Here is a 22458-nt window from a genome sequence, read left to right on the forward strand (position 1 = left end):
TGCCGTCAGGCGGTGACGTGTGACACCCGCCCTGTGTGGCGCAGGATCTCGCCGGCCAGGCGGTCGTCCAGTGCCGAGGGCAGGGTGTGGCCCATGCCCTCGATCAGGACCAGGCGGGCACCGGGGACGGCCGCGGCGGTGGCTTCGGCGTGGGCGGGCGGGAACATCGGGTCCTCGGTGCCGTGCAGCACCAGCGTCGGTGCCGTGACGGAGGCCAGGTCCGCGGTGGAACCGAGGGGGGCGGCCCCTGCGAGGGTGTGGTTGAGTGCGGCCCGCAGATCATGCGCCCGCTCGTACACCCGGTGCTCCATCGCGCGGTACTCCTCCTCGCTGAACGGCAGCACCGCGCCGTGCAGGACACGCCACAGCGGCAGCCGGGCTGCGAGGTAGTCCTCCAGGCCGGCCTGCGGCTCGGGGAAGGCCGAGGCGAGCGCGGCCAGCAGCCCGGGCTCGGGCGGAGGCAGTTCGCCGGGGAGCGGAGGGGCCCCCTCCAGGGCGCGTCGGACTGCCGCCGCCGTGTCCGTTCCGAGCGGCTGGGACGACAGGCTCGTCAGGGTCAGCACCCGGTGCGGGTGGGTGACGGCCAGCCGCTGGCCGATGATGCCGCCGAGGGACGCGCCCACCACGTGCGCTCGCTCCACCCCGTACGCGTCCAGGACCGCGAGTGCGTCGGAGGCCATGTCGGCCACGGCGTAAGGCCGGTGGGTGAAGTCGACCCTGGAAGAGCGTCCGGTGTCGCGGTGGTCGTATCGGATGACCCGGCGGCCTCCGTCGACCAGGCGGCGGACGATGCCGTCGTTCCACTGGATGCCCTGTGCCTGAGCGCCCATCACCAGGAGCACCGCGGGGTGGTCCGCCTCCCCGAAGTCCTCCGTCCACAACTCGAGGTCCTCCGTGCGGACCATCCGCTCGCGGCCCGTCAGGCATGCGTTCTTCGATTCATTTTCCTGCATGGTCGTTCAGGTTAATGGGTGTGGGCAGCGTGCGCACCCGCTTTCCCGGCCGAGGGGAGTTGGACGCCGCGGTGCGCTGCGGGCACGCTGATCCCATGGTGGGTGTCAAGGGACAGGTGCAGAGGCGTGGCGTGGAGCGCCGCCGCGCCATGGTCGACGCGGCGATCGAGCTGTTCTCGCGCCAGGGGGTCCGCGGCACGGGGGTGGCCGCGATCGCCGAGCGTGCCGGCGTAACCCCGTCCGCTCTCATCCACCACTTCGGCAGCAAGGACGGTCTCGTGCGAGCCGTGCTGGAGGAGGCGGACCGGCGTGCCCTGGAACGGCTGTCCATCACGGAGGGCGCCGAACCCACCCTGGACGAGGCGTTCGACTGGTTCGTCCGGGACGCCGAGCACACCGCCGCCACCGAACGGGACCTGGCCGCCCTGCACACCACCCTCACGGCGGAGAACCTGGATCCCGGATCCGTGCTCCACCTCTGGTTCCGGGACCGTGGCCGGGGCCTGCGCACGCACCTGGCCTCCCTGTTCGCGCGCGCCATGGCCGACGGTTCCGCGCGCGCGGATCTGAACCCGGCCGTCCTGGCCGCCGAGACGGCCGCGTTCATCGAAGGGGCCCACCTGCTCTGGCTGCTCGACCCGGAGCAAGTCGATCTGACCTCCGTGCACCGCAGTTACTTCGAGGGGCTGGCGTCGCGGCTTCGGCCGGCGGCCTAGCCTCGCTGCGGTGTCGACGATGCGGCGGAACCAGGCGGCGAAGCCCATCCGGCGGGTGAGGGGGAAGTACGACGATCAGCCGGAGACCTGGACGAACGCCCCCTCGACCGCGTGCCGTTCCTCCTGTTCCTCCAGCGCCTTGCCCGCCAGGGCGTTGACGGCGGCGTTGAACCGCTCCATCGAGGTGGGTCGGTCCGGGCCCAGGACGTACTCCTTGAGGATCCGGCGCTCGGGTGCCATCGGGTCGTGCCGCGGCCCGCGCACCGCGTCGAGGATCTGCGGCAGCCGGGCGCAGTCCCGGTCGAGGAGGTAGGCGCCCCCGGCGGTGGTGTACGCCGCCCGGAAATCCGCATCGGGCAGGTCGTTCGCGTTGGTCAGCACGTACGGCTTGAGGCTCGCCACGAAGTCCGCGACCACGGACGACACATCACTGATGAGGATGTCGGCCTGGTCGAAGCACTCGTACAGCGTGGGCAGTTGCCGCGTGATCACCTGGTGTCCGACGGGGCCCCGGCTCTCCCAGAAGATCCGGTGCCAGGCGGCACGCAGCTCGTGCCACTCGGCCTCCCCCTCCAGGCCGGTCACCCGGGCCTCGCGCGTCTGCTGCGCGTCGTCGCCGGTGAGCCGCCCCGACAGTTCGCCGAGCCGGGCCTGGATCTCGGCGAGCCGCGGCCGGGCGGCGGCCATCGCGGCCTCGGCCTCCCGGGCGTCACGCCGCTCGTTGTCGGCGCGCAGCAGCTCCCGGATGGCCCGGTCCGCCTCGGCCGCCACGCGCGAGCGCTTCCCGGTGAGGGGATGCGGCTTGTAGAGGACCCGTACGTTCTCGGCGAGCAGCTTCTCGATCAGCGGCACGCCCATCGGGATCAGCGACGTGTGGCAGTCGTCGTCGCTCCAGCCCTCCCAGGTCGGCGCGTACAGCACGGTCGGCAGCGGCCCGGGCACGTGGTCGGCGTGCAGCCGGATCGACGACAGCTGCGGACGGCCCACCTCGACGATCGCCTCGTCGCTGATGGCGTGCCGCACCCGCTGGTAGCGGTCCCGCCCGGCCCGGCCGGCCACCCAGATCTCGTCGTACACCTTGCTGACCCGGTTGCTGCTGGCGAGCTTGTCGCTGTCGCCGTGCCCGATGAACACGTGCTTGGCCTCGGCCACGCGCAGCATGTGCACGTTCTTGCCCGCGTTGCCCGGGTAGAGCACCACCCGCAGTTCGGGCAGCTCCAGCTGTGCGACATCATCGGCCTTCGGCACGCACACGACCGGGATCGACGTACGGCCGAGGTACCGGAACGAGGCCCGCTCCCGCAGGATGATCAGCGGCCGCCGGTCGAGCTGCTCCAGCGTCTCGATCCACATGTTGACCTGGTACATGAAGTCCCGGGACACGGACGCGAAACTGAAGTAAAGCGCCACCTCCGGCCGGTATCCGGCGAGTTGGCGGTTGACCTCGGTGATCACCTCGTCGCCCGACGGCATCCGGCGGGCCCGGCGCAGCTGCCCCAGCAACGCCGCCACGGCCGCGGCCGCGAGCCCGGCGGTGAGCGCGAAACCGATGCCCGCGGGCTGCCAGGCCCCCGCCGCGAGCGCGACGAGCAGCCCCGCGTGGGCGGGCAGGTCCAGGTGCAGCAGCTTGCGCAGGAAACGCCGGTAGAGGAGGGCGGGGGGCGACTGCGGAATGCCCGCCCCGCTCATGTCGAGGTTGCGCACCACGACCGGCAGCGTGCGGCGCCGCCGGATGGCGTGATGCACGGCTGTGAACATGATGACCAGGGTGAAGTGGGCGGCGAGCACGGCGAGCGCGGCCACCAGCACCGCGTCCGGCGCGTCCATCCGCTCGGCCAGCGCGAGCAGCATCACCGTCCGCACGGCGAAACGCATCGTGCGGGTCAGCTGCAACGCGGCCAACCGTCGCACGAAGGCGGGAGAGCGCGTGTGCAGCACCTCGTCAACGACGTACGTCACGGCCGAGGCGACGGCGAAGCCCCACAGGGACGGGAGCAGCGCGAAGACGGGCAGTGCGGCGAAACCGGCGGCGAACAGGAACACAAGCAAAAGGTCGGTCTTCCCGCGCACACGCAGGACACCGCACAGCCAACGGAACGTCATAAGACAGGATTCCTCTGGGGAAAGGATGTGATTTCCGGAGTGGCGTGCGGTGGGGCGAACGCCGGCGTATGCGCGATACGCCTGTTCGACGGTGGTGAAGGGCGAATGGTTGTACATCCACCGTTGGCTATTACGTCACCGTGACTTCACCTCCCGGTTGACCTGCCGCACGCGAGCCCGCAGCGTCTCGCCCACGGGCAGCGAGCGCAGTACGTCGGTGAGGTGCTCGGCCGTCCGTACGTTGCACCGCCCCAGATCGACCAGGGCGAACGGCTCGTCACTCGCGCCGGTCACGGGGTCGACGCCCAGCGACGGCAGCACCACCCCGACTCCGGCGAGGGCGTCCCGCAGCGACTGCACGATCTCTTCGGTCGAACGCACCGTTTCTACCTCCACGCTGAGTATGTGATTCACCACACAGCGTGGCCGACACGTCTCTAACCTGGCCAGATACGGCGGTCCAACAACCCGATCTGTCGACAGGGAGTTGCCCATGCCCGGTTCCAGGGACCTCGACCCGTCCTCCTCCCCTCGGGCCCTCCTGGGCGCCGAACTCCGCCACGCCCGCGAGAAGGCCGGCCTGAGCCAGGAGGAACTGGGACAGCGGCTGTTCGTGAGCGGGTCGTTCATCGGGCAGCTGGAGGCGGGGACGCGACGTTTGCAGGCGGAGTACGCCCGTTTGCTGGATGAGGAGTTGGGGACGGGAGACTTCTTCTCACGGAACTGTGGGGCGGCGGCGAAGTCGAAGTATCCGGAGCACTTCGCGGAGGCGGCGGAGGCGGAGGCCCGGGCCAAGGCCATCAGGGAGTTCGCGTCGATGCTGATTCCCGGCCTGCTCCAGACCCCCGCCTACGCCCGCGCAGTGTGCCGCGCGTATCAGCCGACTGCACCGGATGAGGAGATCGAGAGGAGGGTGGCCACCCGCATGGAGCGGACCCACATCCTCGACGACCCAACAACGCCGTTGTTGTGGGCCGTGATTGACGAGTCGGCGTTGCGCCGGGTGACAGGCGGGCCGGATGTCATGGCCGAAGCGCTGCGACACATCACCGACCTGGCCCGCCGCAGCCGGACCATCGTGCAGGTGCTGCCGTTCGATGCGGGGGCGCACCCGGCCATGCAGGGCTGCGTCAAGCTGATGGACTTCGCCGACGCACCTCCGCTGGCGTACCTGGAAGGCGTCGGCACCGGGCGACTGGACGACGACCCCGCCACCGTCGCGGAGTACCGCTTCTACTACGAGTTCCTCGCGGCCTCCGCACTCTCGCCTCAGAAGTCTCTAGCCCTGCTCGAAGCGATGACGCAGGATTACGACCATGAGGAACATGTCTGAGTGGTACAAGTCCAGCTACAGCGGCGGGAGCGGCGACAACTGCCTGGAAATCACCCAGGCATTCCCTGATGTCATCCCCGTCCGCGACTCCAAGACCCCCCACGGCCCGAAGCTCGTGTTCCGGGCCACCGCCTGGTCCGCGTTCGTCGAGAACCTCAAGGACGAGACGGCCTGAGCTTCGGGACCCGGGCTTCGAGCTCTCTTTTCAAGGAATGGGTGGAGGGCCTCAACCCACCCTCCCACCCCGCGAGTTGACGCGACGCATCCGGTTTGCCACGGACAGTCACCTACCTCTACCGTTCCTGGACAAGCAACAGCCCCCGCCCGGTGCTACCAACACCTGCGGGGGCTTGACCACTTAGATCGAAGGAAAAGTTCGATCCCATGGCTGAAGCCAACTTTAGTGCCGCCTCCTCGTCCCCGCACCCCATGGCGGGGCCGGGCTACGGCAAACGCACGACCCCCGGCCAACCCCCGCGCACGAACCACGACTTCGCGCACCTCCCACTCCGCGAAGCCGCCATCGCCGCCTACCTCGACCGGCTCCCCGACGGCGCCGACATCTCCGTGAAGACGCTGGCCAAACAGCTCCCCTACGGCCAGTGCGCCCTCGGCACGGCCCTCAACCGCATCCAGCAGGCGGGGCACCTGCGCCGAGGCCGGGAGTGCGTGACGGCCGACGACGGCAGCTCTCGCTGGATCACCCGAACGTGGTTCACCCGCACGGCCCGGGATGACGACTGGTGGGCCGCCTTCACCCGCGGCGACGCACCGCAACAGCCGGCACGCCCCACCCGCTCCCGCGCCCACATCCTCCTGGCCGCCCTCGGCCGCACAGCCCCCGTCCTGTCCCTCTCGGAGGCGGACTGCGCGACCCTCGCCCCACTGGTGGCGGACTGGTTCGAGCGGGGCGCCTCGGAGGACGACGTACTGCGTGCGCTCACCGCCGGCCTGCCGAGACCCGTCCACCACGCCGCAGCCCTGGTCCGAAACCGCCTGACCAGCAAACTTCCACTCCCGCCCCCTCCACGCCCACCCCTACGGGTCCTGGAGTGCGCGAACTGCGGCGCTCCGGGCCGTCCGGAAACCCTGCCAGGGGGGCGTTGCAGCGCCTGCCGGGGCGAACGCGCTCCCGCGCAACCCCCTGCACCCCTGTCCGCCCCCACGGTCCACGACCGCGCGGCCCAGATCCGGGCCGCGATGTCCCAACAACGCCGAGAGAAGGCACGCACATGACGGCTCCTACGGTGGGACGTCGCTCCCCCAGGGCACGATGGAAGGGAGGAGGCACCATGACCCCTGGTACCGCTGACCACCCGTTGATGCCCATCGAGGACTTCGAGGATCTGGCCGAGGTGGCCCCGAAGGGCGTGCGACTCGAGTACGTCGACGGTCGCGTCCGAACGAAGGACGCGCTCAGCGTCGAGGACTTCGAAGAGCTGGAGCGCCACGCCCCGGAGACCGTGCGGCTTGAGTACATCAACGGAAAACTAGAGGTCAAGGCCATGCCGGACGGCAACCACACGTCGATCTTCATGTGGCTGTTGCGCCAGTGCATGCAGCACCTCCCAGACCTTGATCTCGCACCGGAGCGGGGAGTCAAAGCAGAGGCTTACCGGAAGGGCCGAGCACGCACGGATGGCTTCCTGGCACCTGTGGACCACTTCAAGGGCGACCGCGAGTGGTCCGACCCCGATGGTTCCCTCATGGCCGTGGAGATCACCTCCCGCGACCGAGACACCAACCAGCGCGACCGCATCGACAAGCCCGTGGGCTACGCGGAAGCCGACATCCCCGTCTACCTCCTCATCGACCGCGACAACAACACACTCACCGTCCACAGCGAGCCGAAAGACGGCCGCTACCAGCAGATCTCCCGACACCCCTGGGGCGCCACCGTCGAGCTCCCCGCCCCCGTGAACATCACCCTGGACACCGAGAAGCTCAAGGACTACGCCGACTGAGGACAATGGGCACCATGAACCACGCTCAGCTCACCGCCCTGGGCCGTGCCCTGCGCCTCCTCGGCGAGCACGGGGAGGCCCTCACCTCCGACACCCCGGACGGCAAACTGCACGAGGTCAAGGCCGACCTGAAGCGCGCGCTGGACCTGCTGGAGGACAGCGTGACCACGGCGGCGCCCAGTACGCGCTGCCCCGAGCACCCGAACGGCCCCGTCGACGAGGCCGCCCCCGACCTGTGCCTGCTGTGCGAGACGCGGCGCAGGGCGGCCCGCCGGGCGGAGTTCAACGGGCCCGCCCCCCAGCAGCAGCCCGCCGAACCCGCACCCTCCCGCTACGGCGTGCGCGGCGACCGCCCCCAGCCCCAGCAGCGCTGGCTTGCGGAGCTGTGGAACGGCCAGGCCTGGCAGCTGTGCGGCACCCCGCGCCGGGACCGACGGGAGGCCGAGCTGTTCATCAACGCCCAGCGCAAGGCCCCCCGGGCCGCCATGGCGTACCGGCTGGTGCACGAGTTCACCGACTACGAGGTGCTGCGGGTGTGGGGGACGCCCGTGCGGGTCGACATCGAGCCCATGGGCAACCTCTAGGTCATCCCAGCAGCGGCAGGGGCAGGAACTCGTGCCCCTCCCACAGCCTCCGCGACGCCTCCTCCGGGTACGCCCTCACCTCCGGCTCCGCGTCCAGCACCTGCACCAGCCGCCGCTCGTCGTCGTACGCCGGCCAGCCCGGGTCGCCCGTCCTCGCGAACCCCGTCCAGGACGCACGGAAACGGGACGACAGCGACAGCGCCTCGGCGGACGGCTCCGCGCCCGCGAACAGCAGCAGCCCCAGGTCCGCCCCGTACGTGCCGAAGAGCAGCGGGATGTCCAGGGCGTGGCAGGCGCCGAGCGCGCCACCGTTGCCCGGGGCCGGCCAGGTCAGTTCGTAGAGGTGCGCGCGTCCGCCGCCCGCGCGCTGCGCCTCGGCCAAGTGCAGGGTGGGCATGCTGAACAGCCAGTCCGTCTGGACGCGCTCGTAGAGCTCCGAAGGGGAGGCCTCCGGGAAGGCCGCGCGGTAGGCCTGTTCACCGTCGGGGCCGGGGGCGAAGAGACGCAGGGCCGAGGCGGCCCGTTCCTCACTGATCTGGCCGAGTTGGCCCGCCATGGCGACGAACAGCCGGTACTCGTCGCGGTTGTGACCGACGAGCAGTTCGACGTCCTTCGCCGCACCGGCCGCCAGCGCCTGCCAGGGCATGGCCGGCAGCACCTCTCCGTCGACGACCGGTGAGAACGGCGTGACCGTCGGTGCCGCCTGGCCCCAGCGGTCGATGTACTGGGGCATCTTCGGGCCGAGTGTCTCGCCCGCCGAGGTCAGCTTGCGCGGGGCGATCGTCGACAGGTCGGCGACCGTGGGGCGCAGGCCCAGCTCGGCGGCGAGGGCCGTGCCCATGTCGCGGGCCAGGGCGTCGGAGAAGAAGGTCCCCGGCACGCTCTGCGCGATCGCCCGCCGGAACAGACCGGCCGCGCGGGGCATGGAGAGCAGCGAGGCGACCGAACCGGCGCCGGCCGACTCGCCGAAGACCGTGACCTGGCCGGGGTCGCCGCCGAAGGACTCGATGTTGTCCCGCACCCATTCCAGGGCGGCCACCTGGTCGAGCAGTCCGCGGTTGGCGGGGGCTCCCTCGATGTGGGCGAAGCCCTCCATGCCGACGCGGTAGTTGAGGGACACGACGACGAGATCGCCGTCGGCCGCGATACGGCGGGCGTCGTAGCCGGGGCTGCCCGCGTGGCCGAGCTTGTAGGCGCCGCCGTAGATCCACACCATCACCGGGCGGTGGGCCGCCGGGTCGGGATCGGGGGTCCAGACGTTGACCGTGAGCCAGTCGTCGCCCTGGGGCACGTCGATCAGACCCGGGCCGCCCAGCAGGCCGAGGTCCTGCGGGGGCGGCGGGCCGAAGGCGTACGCGTCGCGTATGCCGTCCCAGGTGGGGGCGGGGCGCGGGGCCTGGAAGCGGGCCTCGCCCACCGGGGGCGCGGCGAAGGGGATGCCGCGGAAGACGGCGAGGCCCTCTTCCTTCCGTCCGCGTACCGCACCGGCGGTGGTGCGCACCACCGGGCCGGGCTGCTCGGAGGGATCGCCCGGCGAGGGGCGGGAGTCGGTCGTCGTCATCTGCGGGTCTCCTCACGGGGTGCCGGTGAACAAGCGTCCGGTCAGTCTCCTTGACTGACTCGAGCAGATCCAGGCACCCCGTTCGGAGGCGGGGTCAGCTGAGGGTCTTCAGCGCCGCCGGGCTGTACGGGGCCAGCTCCTCGAAGCGGCCGTCGAGCACCTTGCGAGCCCACTCCGGGTCCTGGAGCAGGGCGCGGCCGATGGCGACCATGTCGAACTCGTCGCGCTCGAAGCGGTAGAGGAGGTTGTCGAGGTCGCCGACCTCGGCGCCCTCGCCCTGGAAGGACTTGAGGAAGTCGCCGCCGTCCAGGCCGACCGAGCCGACGGTGATGGTGGGCTTGCCGGTGAGCTTCTTGGTCCAGCCGGCCAGGTTGAGGTCCGAGTCGTCGAACTCGGGGACCCAGTAGCGGCGGGTGGAGGCGTGGAAGGCGTCGACACCGGCGGCGGCCAGCGGCGCGAGGATGGACTCCAGCTCCTCCGGCGTCTCGGCGAGGCGGGCGCGGTAGGCCTCCTGCTTCCACTGGGAGAAGCGGAAGATGACGGGGAAGTCGGCGGAGACGGTCTCGCGGACGGCCGTGACGATCTCCTCGGCGAGCTTGGCGCGGGCGACGCGGTCGCCGCCGTAGGCGTCGGTGCGGCGGTTGGTGCCCTCCCACAGGAACTGGTCCAGCAGGTAGCCGTGGGCGCCGTGCAGTTCGACACCGTCGAAGCCGATGCGCTCGGCGGCGGCAGCGGCCTCGGCGAAGGCGCCGATGACGGCGTCGATGTCGGCCTGGGTCATGGCCTTGCCGGTGGGCTCGTCGGCGCCGATCCGCAGGCCGGAGGGGCCGACGGCCGGGGCGTCGGCGAAGGGGGGCTCGCCCTGGTTGCGGACCATGCCGATGTGCCACAGCTGCGGCACGATCGTGCCGCCGGCGGCGTGCACCGCCTCGGCGACCTTCGCCCAGCCCGCGAGCTGCTCGTCGCCGTGGAACCGCGGCACGCTGTCGCTCTGCCCGGCCGAGTCGTGGCCGACGTAGGTGCCCTCGGTGACGATCAGGCCGACTCCGGCGGCGGCGCGGCGCGCGTAGTACGACACGACGTCCTCGCCGGGTACGCCGCCCGGGGAGAACATGCGGGTCATCGGCGCCATCGCGATCCGGTTCGGAACAGTCAGGCCGCCCAGCGTTACGGGCCGGGACAGGATTTCGGCGGCGCGGGAAGCGGAGGCGGCGACAGTCACGTGGGGGCTCACTTTCGGATACCGGAAGGTATGTGCATACGCATAGGACCTAACCTTCAACCATCCGGCCCCGCCCGGCCATCCCGCCCCCGCTGTGATCCCGGACACGCGCCCCGCACACACCTCGCACGCACCCCGGACACGCCGAAGGGCGGCAACCCGGACACGCCGAAGGGCGGCACCCCCTGCCGGAACAGGGAGTGCCGCCCTCGGTAAGGACGTCGATCAACCCTCAGGTCGATCAGAAGTCCATGTCACCGCCCGGCATGCCGCCGCCGGCGGGCGCGGCGGCCTTCTCCGGCTTGTCGGCGATGACGGCCTCGGTGGTGAGGAACAGCGCGGCGATGGAGGCGGCGTTCTGCAGGGCAGAGCGGGTCACCTTCGCCGGGTCGATGATGCCCTCGGCGATCATGTCGACGTACTCACCGGTCGCGGCGTTCAGGCCGTGGCCGACGGTGAGGTTGCGGACCTTCTCCACGACGACGCCGCCCTCGAGACCACCGTTGACGGCGATCTGCTTCAGCGGGGCCTCCAGCGCGAGCTTCACGGCGTTGGCGCCGGTCGCCTCGTCACCGTCGAGCTCCAGCTTCTCGAAGACCTGGGAGGCCTGCAGCAGGGCCACGCCACCACCGGCGACGATGCCCTCCTCGACGGCCGCCTTGGCGTTGCGCACGGCGTCCTCGATGCGGTGCTTGCGCTCCTTGAGCTCCACCTCGGTGGCGGCACCGGCCTTGATGACCGCGACACCGCCGGCGAGCTTCGCCAGGCGCTCCTGCAGCTTCTCGCGGTCGTAGTCCGAGTCGCTGTTCTCGATCTCGGCGCGGATCTGGTTGACCCGGCCGGCGACCTGGTCGGCGGAGCCGGCACCGTCGACGATGGTGGTCTCGTCCTTGGTGATGACGACCTTGCGGGCCTTGCCCAGCAGGTCGATCGTGGCGTTCTCCAGCTTGAGGCCGACCTCCTCGGAGATCACCTCGCCGCCGGTGAGGATGCCGATGTCCTGCAGCATCGCCTTGCGGCGGTCGCCGAAGCCCGGGGCCTTGACGGCGACGGACTTGAAGGTGCCGCGGATCTTGTTGACGACCAGGGTCGACAGGGCCTCGCCCTCGACGTCCTCGGCGATGATCAGCAGCGGCTTGCCGGACTGCATGACCTTCTCGAGGAGCGGCAGCAGGTCCTTGACGTTGCTGATCTTCGAGTTGGCGATCAGGATGTACGGGTCGTCGAGGACGGCCTCCATACGCTCCATGTCGGTGGCGAAGTACGCCGAGATGTAGCCCTTGTCGAAGCGCATACCCTCGGTGAGCTCCAGCTCCAGACCGAAGGTCTGGGACTCCTCGACGGTGATGACGCCTTCCTTGCCGACCTTGTCCATGGCCTCGGCGATGAGCTCGCCGATCTGGGTGTCGGCGGCGGAGATGGAGGCCGTGGAGGCGATCTGCTCCTTGGTCTCGACGTCCTTCGCCTGCTCCAGCAGGGCGGCGGAGACGGCCTCGACGGCACGCTCGATACCCCGCTTGAGGGCCATCGGGTTGGCGCCGGCGGCTACGTTGCGCAGACCCTCCTTGACCAGGGCCTGGGCGAGAACGGTCGCGGTGGTCGTACCGTCACCGGCGACGTCGTCCGTCTTCTTGGCGACTTCCTTGACCAGCTCGGCGCCGATCTTCTCGTACGGGTCCTCGAGCTCGATCTCCTTGGCGATGGAGACACCATCGTTGGTGATCGTGGGCGCGCCCCACTTCTTCTCGAGGACGACGTTGCGGCCCTTGGGGCCGAGCGTCACCTTGACGGCGTCCGCGAGCTGGTTCATGCCGCGCTCGAGGCCGCGCCGCGCCTCCTCGTCGAACGCGATGATCTTGGCCATGTGAAGTGGTCCCTCCAGGACTGGGGGTGATTACTTCGGACCGCGCCCGCGCCCGCGACGGACGGCTCGCTTGCCTTGTGGTTCCTTCCCCACCTGGCCTGCGGGCCTCACCGACCCGGTCCTTACGTTGTCACTCTCACCTTCAGAGTGCTAACGCAATGATTAGCACTCGGGCATGGCGAGTGCAAGCGCCTCCCGGGGATCGGGCCGGGGCGTCAGCCGCCCGCGAACACCGCCCGACAGGTGCCCGAGCAGGCCGAAGGGCCCGTACCCCGGGGGGTACGGGCCCTTCAGAGAAGACCGGTCGCTTGATGCGTTGGTCGTGGTGCGCGTTCAGGCAGCGACGCGAACCATGTCGGCCTGCGGCCCCTTCTGGCCCTGCGAGATCTCGAACTCGACCCGCTGACCCTCTTCAAGGGTGCGGTAGCCGTCCATCTGAATCGCGCTGTAGTGGACGAAAACATCCGCACCACCGTCGACCGCGATGAAGCCGTACCCCTTCTCCGCGTTGAACCACTTGACGGTGCCCTGAGCCATGCCTAACTCCCCTATTACTGGCCCTTGCACAGATCCACACTTCGCGGACCCGGGTCAGACCTCACCCCCCACGGTTGGGGGCGTGCGCCGGAACGCGTCGACCGCGGCTGAATGTATCTGTCCAACTGCCGTCTGCAACAGGTCAATCGGACGAGAATTCTGGACGCGCAGGGTCCGGAATGTGGGGAGAATTCGCCCGAATTCAGGGCAAGTCGGGCCACACAAAGGGAACAAAAGCCGCAAAAGACATACACACTTTGGCTACATCTTGTCGGGCTCGTAGCGGGAATTCAGGGTTCCGATCAGGGAATCGGGACCACGTTCCCCAACTGTACCCCGCTCAACCACACAGAATTGCCCCCTCCGCTTCTCTCACGGAGGGGGCAATTCGATAAACTCTCAGTGACCGTCGTTACCGAAGGTAACAAACAAGCCGGTCGACCGGTTCAGCCGCCGGCGACGGCGGGGATGATCGACACACCGGCACCGTCCGGCGTCGCCGTCTCCAGACCCTGCTCGAACCGCACGTCGTCGTCGTTGACGTAGACGTTGACGAACCGCCGCAGCTTGCCCTGGTCGTCCAGCACCCGGGCGGCGATCCCGGTGTGGTTCTTCTCCAGATCGGCGATGACCTCGCCGAGGTTCGCGCCGTCGGCGGCGACCTCGGCCTGCCCGCCGGTGTAGGTACGCAGGATGGTGGGGATCCGAACGGTGACGCTCATGACTTCAAAACCTCCGGTTGGGCGAGATACCTAGGGGCGCGGGGAACTGCGCGACCAGCCCCCACCGCCCCGCAGCGAACAACGACGCTCAGACGAGCCCGGCCTCACGGAACGACTCGAGGTTGGGGCGAATGGTCGCCGTCAGGCCCGTGCCCGCCACCGCGTCCAGCGTCTTGAGACCATCCCCGGTGTTGAGCACCACCGTCGTCTTCGACGGATCCAGCAGCCCGCTCTCGATCAGCTTCTTCGTCACGCCCACCGTCACCCCACCGGCGGTCTCCGCGAAGATCCCCTCGGTCCGAGCAAGGATCTTGATCGCGTCGACGACCTGCTCGTCGTTCACGTCCTCCACCGCACCACCGGTCCGCCGCGCGATGTCCAGCACGTAGGGCCCGTCCGCCGGGTTGCCGATGGCGAGGGACTTGGCGATGGTGTTCGGCTTCTGCGGGCGGACGACGTCGTGCCCGGCCTTGTAGGCGACGGACACCGGCGAGCAGCCCTCGGCCTGCGCACCGAAGATCTTGTACGGCTTGTCCTCGACCAGACCGAGCTTGATCAGCTCCTGCAGGCCCTTGTCGATCTTCGTGAGCTGCGAGCCGGAGGCGATCGGCACCACGAGCTGGTCCGGCAGCTGCCAGCCGAGCTGCTCACAGATCTCGTACGCCAGGGTCTTGGAGCCCTCCGCGTAGTACGGCCGCAGGTTGACGTTGACGAAGCCCCAGCCCTCACCGGCCGGGTCGCCGATCAGCTCGGAGCAGAAGCGGTTCACGTCGTCGTAGTTGCCCTCGATGCCGACGAGCTCACCGCCGTAGATCGCGGCCATGACGACCTTGCCCTGCTCCAGGTCGTGCGGGATGAAGACGCAGGAGCGGAAGCCGGCGCGGGCCGCGGCGGCACCCACGGCACCGGCGAGGTTGCCGGTGGAGGAGCAGGAGAGCGTGGTGAAGCCGAAGGCGCGGGCGGCCTCCAGGGCCTGGGCGACGACGCGGTCCTTGAAGGAGTGCGTCGGGTTGCCGGAGTCGTCCTTCACGAACAGCTTGCCGGGGTCGACACCCAGCTCGCGCGCGAGGTTGTCGGCCTTGACGAGCGCGGTCCAGCCCGGGTTGATGTTCGGCTTGTCCGCCACGTCGGCCGGGACGGGCAGCAGCGGGGCGTAGCGCCAGATGTTCGCGGGGCCCGCTTCGATGCGCTTGCGGAGCTCTTCGGTGTCGTAGGCCGAGAAGTCGTAGGCGATCTCCAGCGGGCCGAAACACTCCTCGCACGCGAAGACCGGGCCGAGGGGCACGCGGTGGCCGCACTCGCGGCAGCTGAGCGCTGCGGCGGGGCCGAGGTCTACGGTGGATTCAGTGGTGCTTGCAACAGTCTGCGCAGCCATGTGAGGCGAGGCCCTTTCTCCTCATCTTCCTCACGACGCATCTCGCCGTGAGACGGATTTGGCACCTTCCCGAGCCGGGAGCCTCGCGCGTGTGGTCGACAGTGACCTACGAGTACCGACTGGAGGGTTGCCGGGGCTTCATCGGGCCGTTTCCCTCTGCCCCTCTGGATGAGCTGTATGTGGTTGTAGGCGGCGGGTGACCCCGGACATGCGATGGTCATCCGCCTTGTTCAAGACTGTAACCGACGACCAGGACAGTTGAGATAGTCGTCCGAACCGCGAGATGGATCACGTTCTGTCCCGCCGAGAGTACGCAGAGGAGCCGCCACGGTGCTGGAAGAAGTCGAGCGCTGGCTGAGCACCCGTTCCTGGTCCGCGAACGATCGTCCGCTCCACCGGATACTCGCCGCCAAGCAGCGCACGGGCCAGACGGTCAGTGTCGTGCTGCCCGCGCTCAACGAGGAGGCGACGGTCGGCGACATCGCCGCCGTCATCCGCCACGACCTGATGGAGCAGGTACCGCTCGTCGACGAGCTGGTCGTCGTCGACTCGGGTTCGACCGACCGCACCTCCGAGGTGGCCGCCGCCGCGGGCGCCCGGGTGGTGCACCGGGACGTCATACTTCCGCGCCTGCCCGCCGTGCCCGGCAAGGGCGAGGTGCTGTGGCGCTCCCTGCTCGTCACCCGCGGGGACATCGTCTGCTTCGTCGACGCGGACCTGAGGGACTTCTCGTCCGACTTCGTCTCGGGGATCGTGGGCCCGCTGCTCACGGACCCGGACGTGGACCTGGTGAAGGCCATGTACGACCGCCCCCTCGCCGGCGCCACCGGGCAGGGCGGCCGGGTCACCGAGCTGATGGCGCGCCCGCTGCTCAACATGCACTGGCCGCAGCTGGCCGGCTTCGTGCAGCCGCTCGGCGGCGAGTACGCGGCCCGCCGCTCGCTGCTGGAGCAGCTGCCGTTCCCCGTGGGGTACGGCGTGGAGCTGGGCATGCTGGTGGACGCCCTGCACCTGGTGGGCCTGGACGCCCTGGCCCAGGTGGACGTCGGGGTGCGCAAGCACCGGCACCAGGACGGGCAGGCGCTGGGCCGGATGGCCGCCGCGATCTACCGCACGGCCCAGCTGCGGCTGGCCCGCGGGCATCTGATCCGGCCGTCCCTGACCCAGTTCGAGAGGGGCACGGACGGCTTCGAGCCGCGGACGTACTCCGTGGACACCGAGGAGCGTCCGCCGATGGTGGAGATCGCCGAGTACCAGGCTCGGAAGGCCGCCTGACCGGGGCCGTTTTCGGCCGGGCGCGGCAGATCCGCACGTTTGAGCGTTCGGAGGCCGGGCTAGGTTGAGGCTTATGGCTTCGACGAACGGTGCTGCACAGGTGCTGGTGGCCTCCAACCGGGGTCCCGTCTCGTACACGGTGGGCGAGGACGGTTCGCTGGACGCCAAACGGGGCGGCGGCGGGCTGGTCTCCGGGCTCTCCGCGATCGGCTCCGACGCGGACGCGCTCTGGGTGTGCTCGGCGCTCTCCGACGGCGACCGGGAGGCGGTGCGGCGCGGGGTCGGCGAGGACGGCGTGCGGATGCTGGACATCCCGGCCGACGTGCACGCCGACGCGTACAACGGCATCGCCAACTCGGTCCTGTGGTTCGTGCACCACATGCTCTACCAGACGCCGCTGGAGCCGGTCTTCGACGCGGAGTTCCGGCGGCAGTGGGCGTCCTACGAGGCGTACAACCGGGCGTTCGCCGAGGCGCTGGCCGAAGAGGCGGCGCGGGGCGCGGCGGTCGTGGTGCAGGACTATCACCTGACGCTGGTGCCGGGCATGCTCCGCGAGCTGCGGCCCGACCTGCGCATCGGGCACTTCTCGCACACGCCGTGGGCCCCGCCGGAGTACTTCCGGATGCTGCCGGACGACGTGGCCGGGCAGGTGCTGCGCGGCATGCTCGGCGCGGACCGGCTGGGCTTCCTCACCGAGCGCTGGGCGGAGGCGTTCACCGCGTGCGCCGAACGGTTCGCGGGCGGGCTCGGCGGCACCAGGGTCGGGGTGCACGGCCTCGGCGCCGACGCGGACTTCCTGCGCGAGCGGGCGCACGAGCCGGACGTGGAGGAGCGGATCGCCGCGCTGCGCGAGGAGATCGGCGAGGGCCGCCGCACCATCGTCCGGGTCGACCGCACCGAACTGTCCAAGAACATCGTGCGCGGCCTGCTGGCCTACCGCAGGCTCCTCGAGACCCACGCCGAGTGGCGCGAGCAGGTGGTGCACGTCGCCTTCGCCTACCCCTCCCGGCAGGACCTCGCGGTGTACCGGGACTACACGGCCGAGGTGCAGCGGCTGGCGGACGAGATCAACGCCGAGTACGGAACACCGGGCTGGAAGCCGGTCGTGCTGCACGTCAAGGACGACTTCGCCCGCTCCCTGGCCGCCTACCGGCTGGCCGACGTGGCCCTCGTCAACCCCATCCGCGACGGCATGAACCTCGTCGCCAAGGAGGTCCCGGTCGTCTCCGACGCCGGCTGCGCGCTCGTGCTGTCGCGGGAGGCCGGGGCGCACGAGGAGCTGGGCGAGGACGCGATCACGGTGAACCCCTACGACGTGACGGGCACGGCTACGGCCCTGCACGAGGCGCTGTCGATGCGCCCGGAGGAACGCGCCGAACGCACCAAGCGCCTGGCCGCGGCGGCGACGGCCCTGCCACCGGCCCAGTGGTTCGTCGACCAGCTCGACGCGTTGAGGGGCTGAGCGGCGATGACCGCGAACGCGTTGCCCGAGCCCTTCACGAAGGCCGGGCAGGACGGGCTCACCGCCCTGCTCGCCGATCCCGGCAAGGCACTGATCGCCCTGGACTTCGACGGGACGCTCGCGCCGATCGTGGCCGATCCGGAGCGGGCCCGGGCCCATCCGGAGGCACTCCCCGCGCTGACCGCGCTCGCGCCGAAGGTGGCCGCCGTGGCGGTGATCACCGGCCGGCCCGCCGAGGTCGCCGTACGCAACGGCGGCTTCGCCGACGTGCCCGGTCTTGAGCACCTGGTCGTCCTCGGGCACTACGGCGCCGAGCGGTGGGACGCCCGCAGCGGCGAGGTCGCCGCACCCGACCCGCACCCCGGCGTCGACGCGGTCCGCGCCGAGCTGCCCGGGCTGCTCGAAGGGAGCGGGACCTGGGTCGAGGACAAAGGCCGGGCGGTGGCCGTACACACCCGCCGGGCCGCCGACCCGCAGGCCGCCTTCGAGGCCCTGCGCGAGCCGCTCACCGGCCTGGCGACCCGGCACGGCCTGATCGTCGAGCCCGGCCGCATGGTCCTCGAACTGCGCCCGCCCGGCATGGACAAGGGCGTCGCCCTCACCGAGTTCGCCCGGGAGATCGGCGCCGGCTCCGTCCTCTACGCCGGCGACGACCTCGGCGACCTGCCCGCCTACACCGCCGTCGACACCCTGCGCACCACCGGCACCCCGGGCCTGCTGGTGTGCAGCGGCAGCGACGAGGTGACCGAGCTCAGGGAGCGGGCGGACGTGGTGGTGGACGGCCCGGAGGGTGTGGTGGGGCTGCTGCGAGCACTGGCAAACCGGCTTGGCTGAGGTCGCGCCCCTTCAGGGGCGCGGGGAACTGCGCGAACAACCACGACGCACCCGCACCCCGCAACGGCCGGACACCCCCGAGTCCTCAGCGCTCCGCGCGCCGCGAATCCCGAACCCGCCGCAACCGATTCACCGTCACCGGATCATGCGCCAACGCCCGCGCATCATCCAGCAGGGCATTGAGCAGCTGGTAATACCGCACAGGCGCGAGCCCCAGCTCCTCCCGTATGGCCCGTTCCTTCACACCGGGCCCGGAGAAACCCCGGCGTTCGAGCGCCAGGATGTCCCGCTCCCTGCGCCCGAGCCCCCGCTCACCCGTCTCCTCGTCCATACCCGGCACCGTAACGCCCGCCACCGACAGCACAGCGGAGCTACTCCGCACTCTCCGCCCGGCTCGCCGCCGCCTGGAGGTTGCCGAGGACGCCCGAGGGGCTGCCGCCCGGCGCGACGGCCTTGCCGATCCGCTGCTTGACCTGGGAACTGACGTCCGCCCAGGAGGTCTTGCCGACCGGGTAGAGCTCGGAGGACAACAGCTCCTCCAGGAACGGCTTGAGGTGCCGGTCCTCTTCGGCTGCGGCCATGGTGCCGGACGCGGAGGAGGTGACCGGCAGCAGGTCGTACTCGCGGGAGAAGGCCAGCACGTTCTTCTCGCTGTAGACGAAGTCGAGGAAGTCGCCCACCTGGTCGCGGTGGCCGTTCTTGCGGAACGCCGTCATCCAGTCGGAGACGCCGAGCGTGGACCTGCTCGGGCCCTCGTGGCCCGGAGTGGGCACCATCCCGTACTTGACGCCGCCCTTGGCGGCGATCTTCATCAGCGACGGGTGGCCGTCGAGCATGCCGACCTCGCCCTTGGCGAAGGCGGCGAACGCCGCGGCCCGGTTGAGCCGGCCCGGCGCGACCGGCCCGGTCAGGCCCTTGCCGACCAGGTCCTCCTTCAGCCAGGAGAAGGTGTCGATGTTCTGCGGGGAGTCGATGGCGTAGCTGTCGACGCTGTCGGTGTAGCCGCCCCCGCCGCTGAGCATCCACTGCATGGTCTCGGCCTGCGCCTCCTCCGGGCCGAGGGGCAGCGCGTAGGGGTACTTCACACCCTCCGCCTTGAGCGCCTCGGCGTCCTCGGCCAGGTCCTTCCAGGACTCGGGCGGGGTGATGCCTGCCTTGGCGAAGAGGGCCTTGTTGTAGAAGAGCACGCGCGTGGAGGCGGCGAACGGCATGCCGTACTGCACGCCCTTCACCTGGCCCGCGGAGGCCAGCTGCCCGACGAAGTCGGCCTGCACGGGTATGGAGAGCAGGTCGTCGGCCTTGTAGAGCTGGTTCTTGGCCGCGTAGTCGGCGTACGCGCCGATCTGCGCCATGTCCGGCGGGTCACCGGCGGCGACCATCTCCCGGACCTTGCGGTCGACGTCGTTCCAGGAGTAGACGCTGACGTCGACCTCGACGTCGGGGTGGTCGGCCTCGTACGCGTCGGCCAGCTTGTCCCAGTACTTCTTCGAGCTGTTGGCCGCGTTGTCGCCGTAGTCGGCGGCGACCAGTTTCAGGGTCACGTCGGCGGAGCCGCCCGTGAGGCCGCAGCCGCCGAGGACCGCCGTCATGCCCAGTGCGGACACCACCGCGATCGTTCCTGCCATCCGCCGCTGCACTGCTGTTCTTCCCCAACCCCGGCGTCACCGCCGCCGAAACATTTCGATATCCGGAACAAGGTCTACACCACGTGAGTGGACTAGACCTCTTGCGGGTCCCCGGGTCACACTGTTCCCGTGAGACATGTCATCGCCCTCGACGTGGGCGGCACCGGGATGAAGGCCGCTCTGGCCGGGCCGGGGGGCGAGGTGCTGCACCGGGCCCGCCGGGCGACAGGCCGCGCCCAGGGGCCGGACGCCGTCGTCGCGGGCATCCTCGACTTCGCCGCCGAGCTGCACGCGTACGGCACCGAGCACTTCGGCACGCCCGCGTCCGCCGCCGGCGTGGCCGTCCCCGGCATCGTCGACGAGGCCCGGGGCGTCGCCGCCTACGCGGCCAACCTCGGCTGGCGCGACGTACCGCTGCGCGACCTGCTGGCGCAACGGCTGGAGATCCCGGTCGCCGTCGGGCACGACGTGCGCACCGGCGGTCTCGCCGAGGGCCGGGTCGGTGCGGGCCGGGGCGCGGACCGGTTCCTGTTCGTGGCACTGGGCACCGGCATCGCGGGCGCCATCGGCGTCGACGGCCGGGTCGAGGCGGGCGCGCACGGCTTCGCGGGCGAGATCGGCCACATCGTCGTACGCCCCGGCGGGGCGCCCTGCCCGTGCGGACAGCGCGGCTGCCTGGAGCGCTTCGCGTCGGCGGCGGCCGTGAGCGAGGCCTGGGCCGAGGCCTGCGGCGACCCCGGCGCGGACGCGGCGGACTGCGCGAAGGCGGTGGACTCCGGCGACCCCAGGGCCGGGGCGGTCTGGCAGCAGGCCGTGGACGCCCTGGCCGACGGCCTGGTCACGGCCCTGACCCTGCTGGACCCCCGCACCCTGATCATCGGCGGCGGCTTGGCGGAGGCGGGAGAGACCTTGTTCACGCCGCTGAGGGAGGCCATCCGGCAGCGGATCACCTTCCAGAAACAGCCGTCGCTCGTCCCGGCGGCGCTGGGTGACAGTGCAGGTTGTCTCGGCGCGGGCCTACTGGCCTGGGATCTTCTGGCATCGACCGACCGTATGGAGGTAACCCCCTGATGACGGATGCCCCAGGGGCGCGGGACAGCGTCAATAAGCGGCTCCGCCGCGGAGCGCGACCAGCCACATCCCACCCGCACCCCGCCACATCGGGAACACCCACGGTCCTGGCCGGCGCCACCGTGGTACTCCCCACCGGATCCGTCGAAAACGGCCAGGTGACCATCGACGGCACCCGCATCGCCCGCTCGGCACCGCAAAACGCCCAGGTCATCGACGCAACCGGCCACTACGTCATCCCCGGCTTCGTCGACCTGCACAACCACGGCGGCGGCGGAGCATCCTTCACCTCCGGCTCGGTCGACGACATCCTCAAGGGCATCCACACCCACCGCCTGCACGGCACGACCACCCTGGTCGCCTCCACCGTCACCGGCGACATGGAGTTCCTCACCCGCCGTGCCGGCCTGCTGAGCGAACTGGCCGAGCAGGGCGAGATCGCCGGTGTCCACTTCGAGGGCCCGTTCATCTCCCCCTGCCGCAAGGGCGCCCACTCCGAGGCCCTCCTGCGCGACCCGCACCCCGCGGACGTCCGCAAGCTGATCGACGCGGCCCGGGGCCAGGCCAGGATGCTCACGCTGGCCACCGAGCTCCCCGGCGGCCTGGACTCCGTACGCCTCCTCGCCGACCACGGCGTGATCGCGGCGATCGGCCACACGGACGCCACGTACGAGCAGACGGTGGAGGCCATCGACGCCGGCGCCACGGTCGCCACTCATCTCTTCAACGCGATGCCGCCGCTCGGCCACCGCTCCCCCGGCCCGATCGCCGCGCTGCTGGAGGACGAGCGGATCACGGTCGAGCTGATCAACGACGGCACGCACCTGCACCCCGCCGCGCTGCAGCTGGCGTTCCACCACGCCGGGTCGGACCGGGTCGCGTTCATCACGGACGCGATGGACGCGGCCGGATTCGGCGACGGACGCTACTGGCTGGGCCCTCTGGAGGTGGAGGTCGCGGACGGCGTGGCCCGGCTGGTGGAGGACGGCACGATCGCCGGCTCGACCCTCACCCTGGACCGCGCCTTCAAGCGGGCGGTCACCGTCGACGGACTGTCCGTCGAGGACGCGGTGACGGCCCTGTCCGCCAACCCGGCCCGGCTGCTCGGCCTGGACGACACGATCGGCTCACTGGAGCCCGGAAAACACGCCGACCTGCTGATCCTGGACTCGGCCTACGAGTTGAAGGGCGTGATGCGGCGGGGCGAGTGGGTGGTCGGTCCCCAACTGGGCTGATCCGTCCCGTAGTCGGGAGACG

21 protein-coding genes, 1 pseudogene and 1 riboswitch are annotated in these 22458 nt (G+C 70.5%); of the genes and pseudogenes, 11 read left to right on the forward strand and 11 right to left on the reverse strand.

The genetic code is table 11. The features are described 5' to 3' along the window. Positions 1-5: 5 nt before the first annotated feature. On the reverse strand, positions 6-953 hold the full coding sequence (locus ABTX60_RS29505) for an alpha/beta fold hydrolase (protein ID WP_352100057.1): 948 nt from the start codon (positions 951-953) through the stop codon (positions 6-8). A gap of 95 nt (positions 954-1048) precedes the next feature. Between ABTX60_RS29505 and ABTX60_RS29510 the strand changes: the two genes are divergently transcribed. Further along, a complete protein-coding gene (locus ABTX60_RS29510) occupies positions 1049-1669 on the forward strand; it encodes a TetR/AcrR family transcriptional regulator (protein WP_352100058.1) in 621 nt (206 codons plus the stop codon). Between the two features lie 75 nt (positions 1670-1744). Here the strand turns inward: ABTX60_RS29510 and ABTX60_RS29515 are convergent, their stop codons facing one another. Together ABTX60_RS29515 and ABTX60_RS29520 are read right to left on the reverse strand one after the other, a co-directional pair. After that, positions 1745-3772, reverse strand: a complete 2028-nt coding sequence (locus tag ABTX60_RS29515; RefSeq protein ID WP_352100059.1) for a hypothetical protein — start codon at positions 3770-3772, stop codon at positions 1745-1747. Between the two features lie 189 nt (positions 3773-3961). Next, positions 3962-4153 (reverse strand): annotated as a pseudogene (locus ABTX60_RS29520) (hypothetical protein); the annotation flags it as partial. Positions 4154-4265: 112 nt separating this feature from the next. Here ABTX60_RS29520 and ABTX60_RS29525 point away from each other — a divergent pair. From ABTX60_RS29525 to ABTX60_RS29545, 5 genes are all read left to right on the forward strand, one after another. After that, on the forward strand, positions 4266-5105 hold the full coding sequence (locus ABTX60_RS29525) for a helix-turn-helix domain-containing protein (protein ID WP_352100061.1): 840 nt from the start codon (positions 4266-4268) through the stop codon (positions 5103-5105). Next, on the forward strand, positions 5098-5280 hold the full coding sequence (locus tag ABTX60_RS29530) for a DUF397 domain-containing protein (RefSeq protein WP_502992420.1): 183 nt from the start codon (positions 5098-5100) through the stop codon (positions 5278-5280). Before ABTX60_RS29525 ends, ABTX60_RS29530 begins: the two co-directional genes overlap by 8 nt. A gap of 209 nt (positions 5281-5489) precedes the next feature. After that, positions 5490-6341 carry a hypothetical protein gene (locus tag ABTX60_RS29535; protein ID WP_502992421.1) on the forward strand — a complete coding sequence of 284 codons (852 nt, stop codon included), beginning with the start codon at positions 5490-5492 and terminating at the stop codon, positions 6339-6341. Between the two features lie 86 nt (positions 6342-6427). Then, positions 6428-7069: a Uma2 family endonuclease gene (locus tag ABTX60_RS29540; RefSeq protein ID WP_352100063.1), complete on the forward strand. Its 642-nt coding sequence runs from the start codon at positions 6428-6430 to the stop codon at positions 7067-7069. 14 nt (positions 7070-7083) lie between these two features. Further along, a complete protein-coding gene (locus ABTX60_RS29545) occupies positions 7084-7653 on the forward strand; it encodes a hypothetical protein (protein WP_352100064.1) in 570 nt (189 codons plus the stop codon). Position 7654: 1 nt separating this feature from the next. Here the strand turns inward: ABTX60_RS29545 and ABTX60_RS29550 are convergent, their stop codons facing one another. The 6 genes from ABTX60_RS29550 to thrC form a co-directional block, all read right to left on the reverse strand. Continuing rightward, a complete protein-coding gene (locus ABTX60_RS29550) occupies positions 7655-9214 on the reverse strand; it encodes a carboxylesterase/lipase family protein (RefSeq protein WP_352100065.1) in 1560 nt (519 codons plus the stop codon). A gap of 94 nt (positions 9215-9308) precedes the next feature. Continuing rightward, the gene (locus ABTX60_RS29555) at positions 9309-10436 is read right to left on the reverse strand and encodes an NADH:flavin oxidoreductase (protein ID WP_352100066.1); all 1128 of its coding nucleotides are present in this window, start codon (positions 10434-10436) and stop codon (positions 9309-9311) included. Between the two features lie 241 nt (positions 10437-10677). Beyond that, entirely contained in the window at positions 10678-12300 is a 1623-nt protein-coding gene (gene groL, locus ABTX60_RS29560; protein ID WP_352100067.1) for a chaperonin GroEL, read from the reverse strand. 333 nt (positions 12301-12633) lie between these two features. Next, the gene (locus tag ABTX60_RS29565) at positions 12634-12837 is read right to left on the reverse strand and encodes a cold-shock protein (RefSeq protein WP_003949956.1); all 204 of its coding nucleotides are present in this window, start codon (positions 12835-12837) and stop codon (positions 12634-12636) included. 446 nt (positions 12838-13283) lie between these two features. Then, positions 13284-13559, reverse strand: a complete 276-nt coding sequence (locus ABTX60_RS29570; protein WP_062927577.1) for a MoaD/ThiS family protein — start codon at positions 13557-13559, stop codon at positions 13284-13286. Positions 13560-13647: 88 nt separating this feature from the next. Further along, entirely contained in the window at positions 13648-14934 is a 1287-nt protein-coding gene (gene thrC / locus ABTX60_RS29575; protein ID WP_352100068.1) for a threonine synthase, read from the reverse strand. Positions 14935-14952: 18 nt separating this feature from the next. Further along, positions 14953-15109, reverse strand: a riboswitch (SAM riboswitch). A gap of 155 nt (positions 15110-15264) precedes the next feature. On the opposite strand from thrC, the gene ABTX60_RS29580 reads away from it, so the two are divergent. The 3 genes from ABTX60_RS29580 (at position 15265) to otsB (ending at position 18505) form a co-directional block, all read left to right on the forward strand. Beyond that, positions 15265-16209, forward strand: a complete 945-nt coding sequence (locus ABTX60_RS29580; RefSeq protein WP_352100069.1) for a glucosyl-3-phosphoglycerate synthase — start codon at positions 15265-15267, stop codon at positions 16207-16209. 73 nt (positions 16210-16282) lie between these two features. Beyond that, complete coding sequence (locus ABTX60_RS29585) at positions 16283-17671, forward strand: alpha,alpha-trehalose-phosphate synthase (UDP-forming) (RefSeq protein WP_352100070.1); 1389 nt, start codon at positions 16283-16285, stop codon at positions 17669-17671. A gap of 6 nt (positions 17672-17677) precedes the next feature. Further along, positions 17678-18505, forward strand: a complete 828-nt coding sequence (otsB, locus tag ABTX60_RS29590) for a trehalose-phosphatase (protein ID WP_352100071.1) — start codon at positions 17678-17680, stop codon at positions 18503-18505. A gap of 85 nt (positions 18506-18590) precedes the next feature. Here the strand turns inward: otsB and ABTX60_RS29595 are convergent, their stop codons facing one another. Both ABTX60_RS29595 and ABTX60_RS29600 read right to left on the reverse strand, forming a co-directional pair. Continuing rightward, the gene (locus tag ABTX60_RS29595) at positions 18591-18836 is read right to left on the reverse strand and encodes a DUF3263 domain-containing protein (RefSeq protein ID WP_352100072.1); all 246 of its coding nucleotides are present in this window, start codon (positions 18834-18836) and stop codon (positions 18591-18593) included. Positions 18837-18876: 40 nt separating this feature from the next. After that, complete coding sequence (locus tag ABTX60_RS29600; protein WP_352100073.1) at positions 18877-20130, reverse strand: ABC transporter substrate-binding protein; 1254 nt, start codon at positions 20128-20130, stop codon at positions 18877-18879. Positions 20131-20259: 129 nt separating this feature from the next. Between ABTX60_RS29600 and ABTX60_RS29605 the strand changes: the two genes are divergently transcribed. Next, positions 20260-21201 (forward strand): ROK family protein, encoded by a 942-nt coding sequence (locus ABTX60_RS29605; protein WP_352100074.1) that lies wholly within the window; start codon positions 20260-20262, stop codon positions 21199-21201. Then, entirely contained in the window at positions 21201-22436 is a 1236-nt protein-coding gene (gene nagA / locus ABTX60_RS29610) for an N-acetylglucosamine-6-phosphate deacetylase (RefSeq protein WP_352100075.1), read from the forward strand. Before ABTX60_RS29605 ends, nagA begins: the two co-directional genes overlap by 1 nt. The last annotated feature ends 22 nt before the right edge of the window (positions 22437-22458 follow it).

This window comes from Streptomyces sp. NPDC126510, assembly GCF_040302345.1.
Lineage (GTDB): Bacteria > Actinomycetota > Actinomycetes > Streptomycetales > Streptomycetaceae > Streptomyces.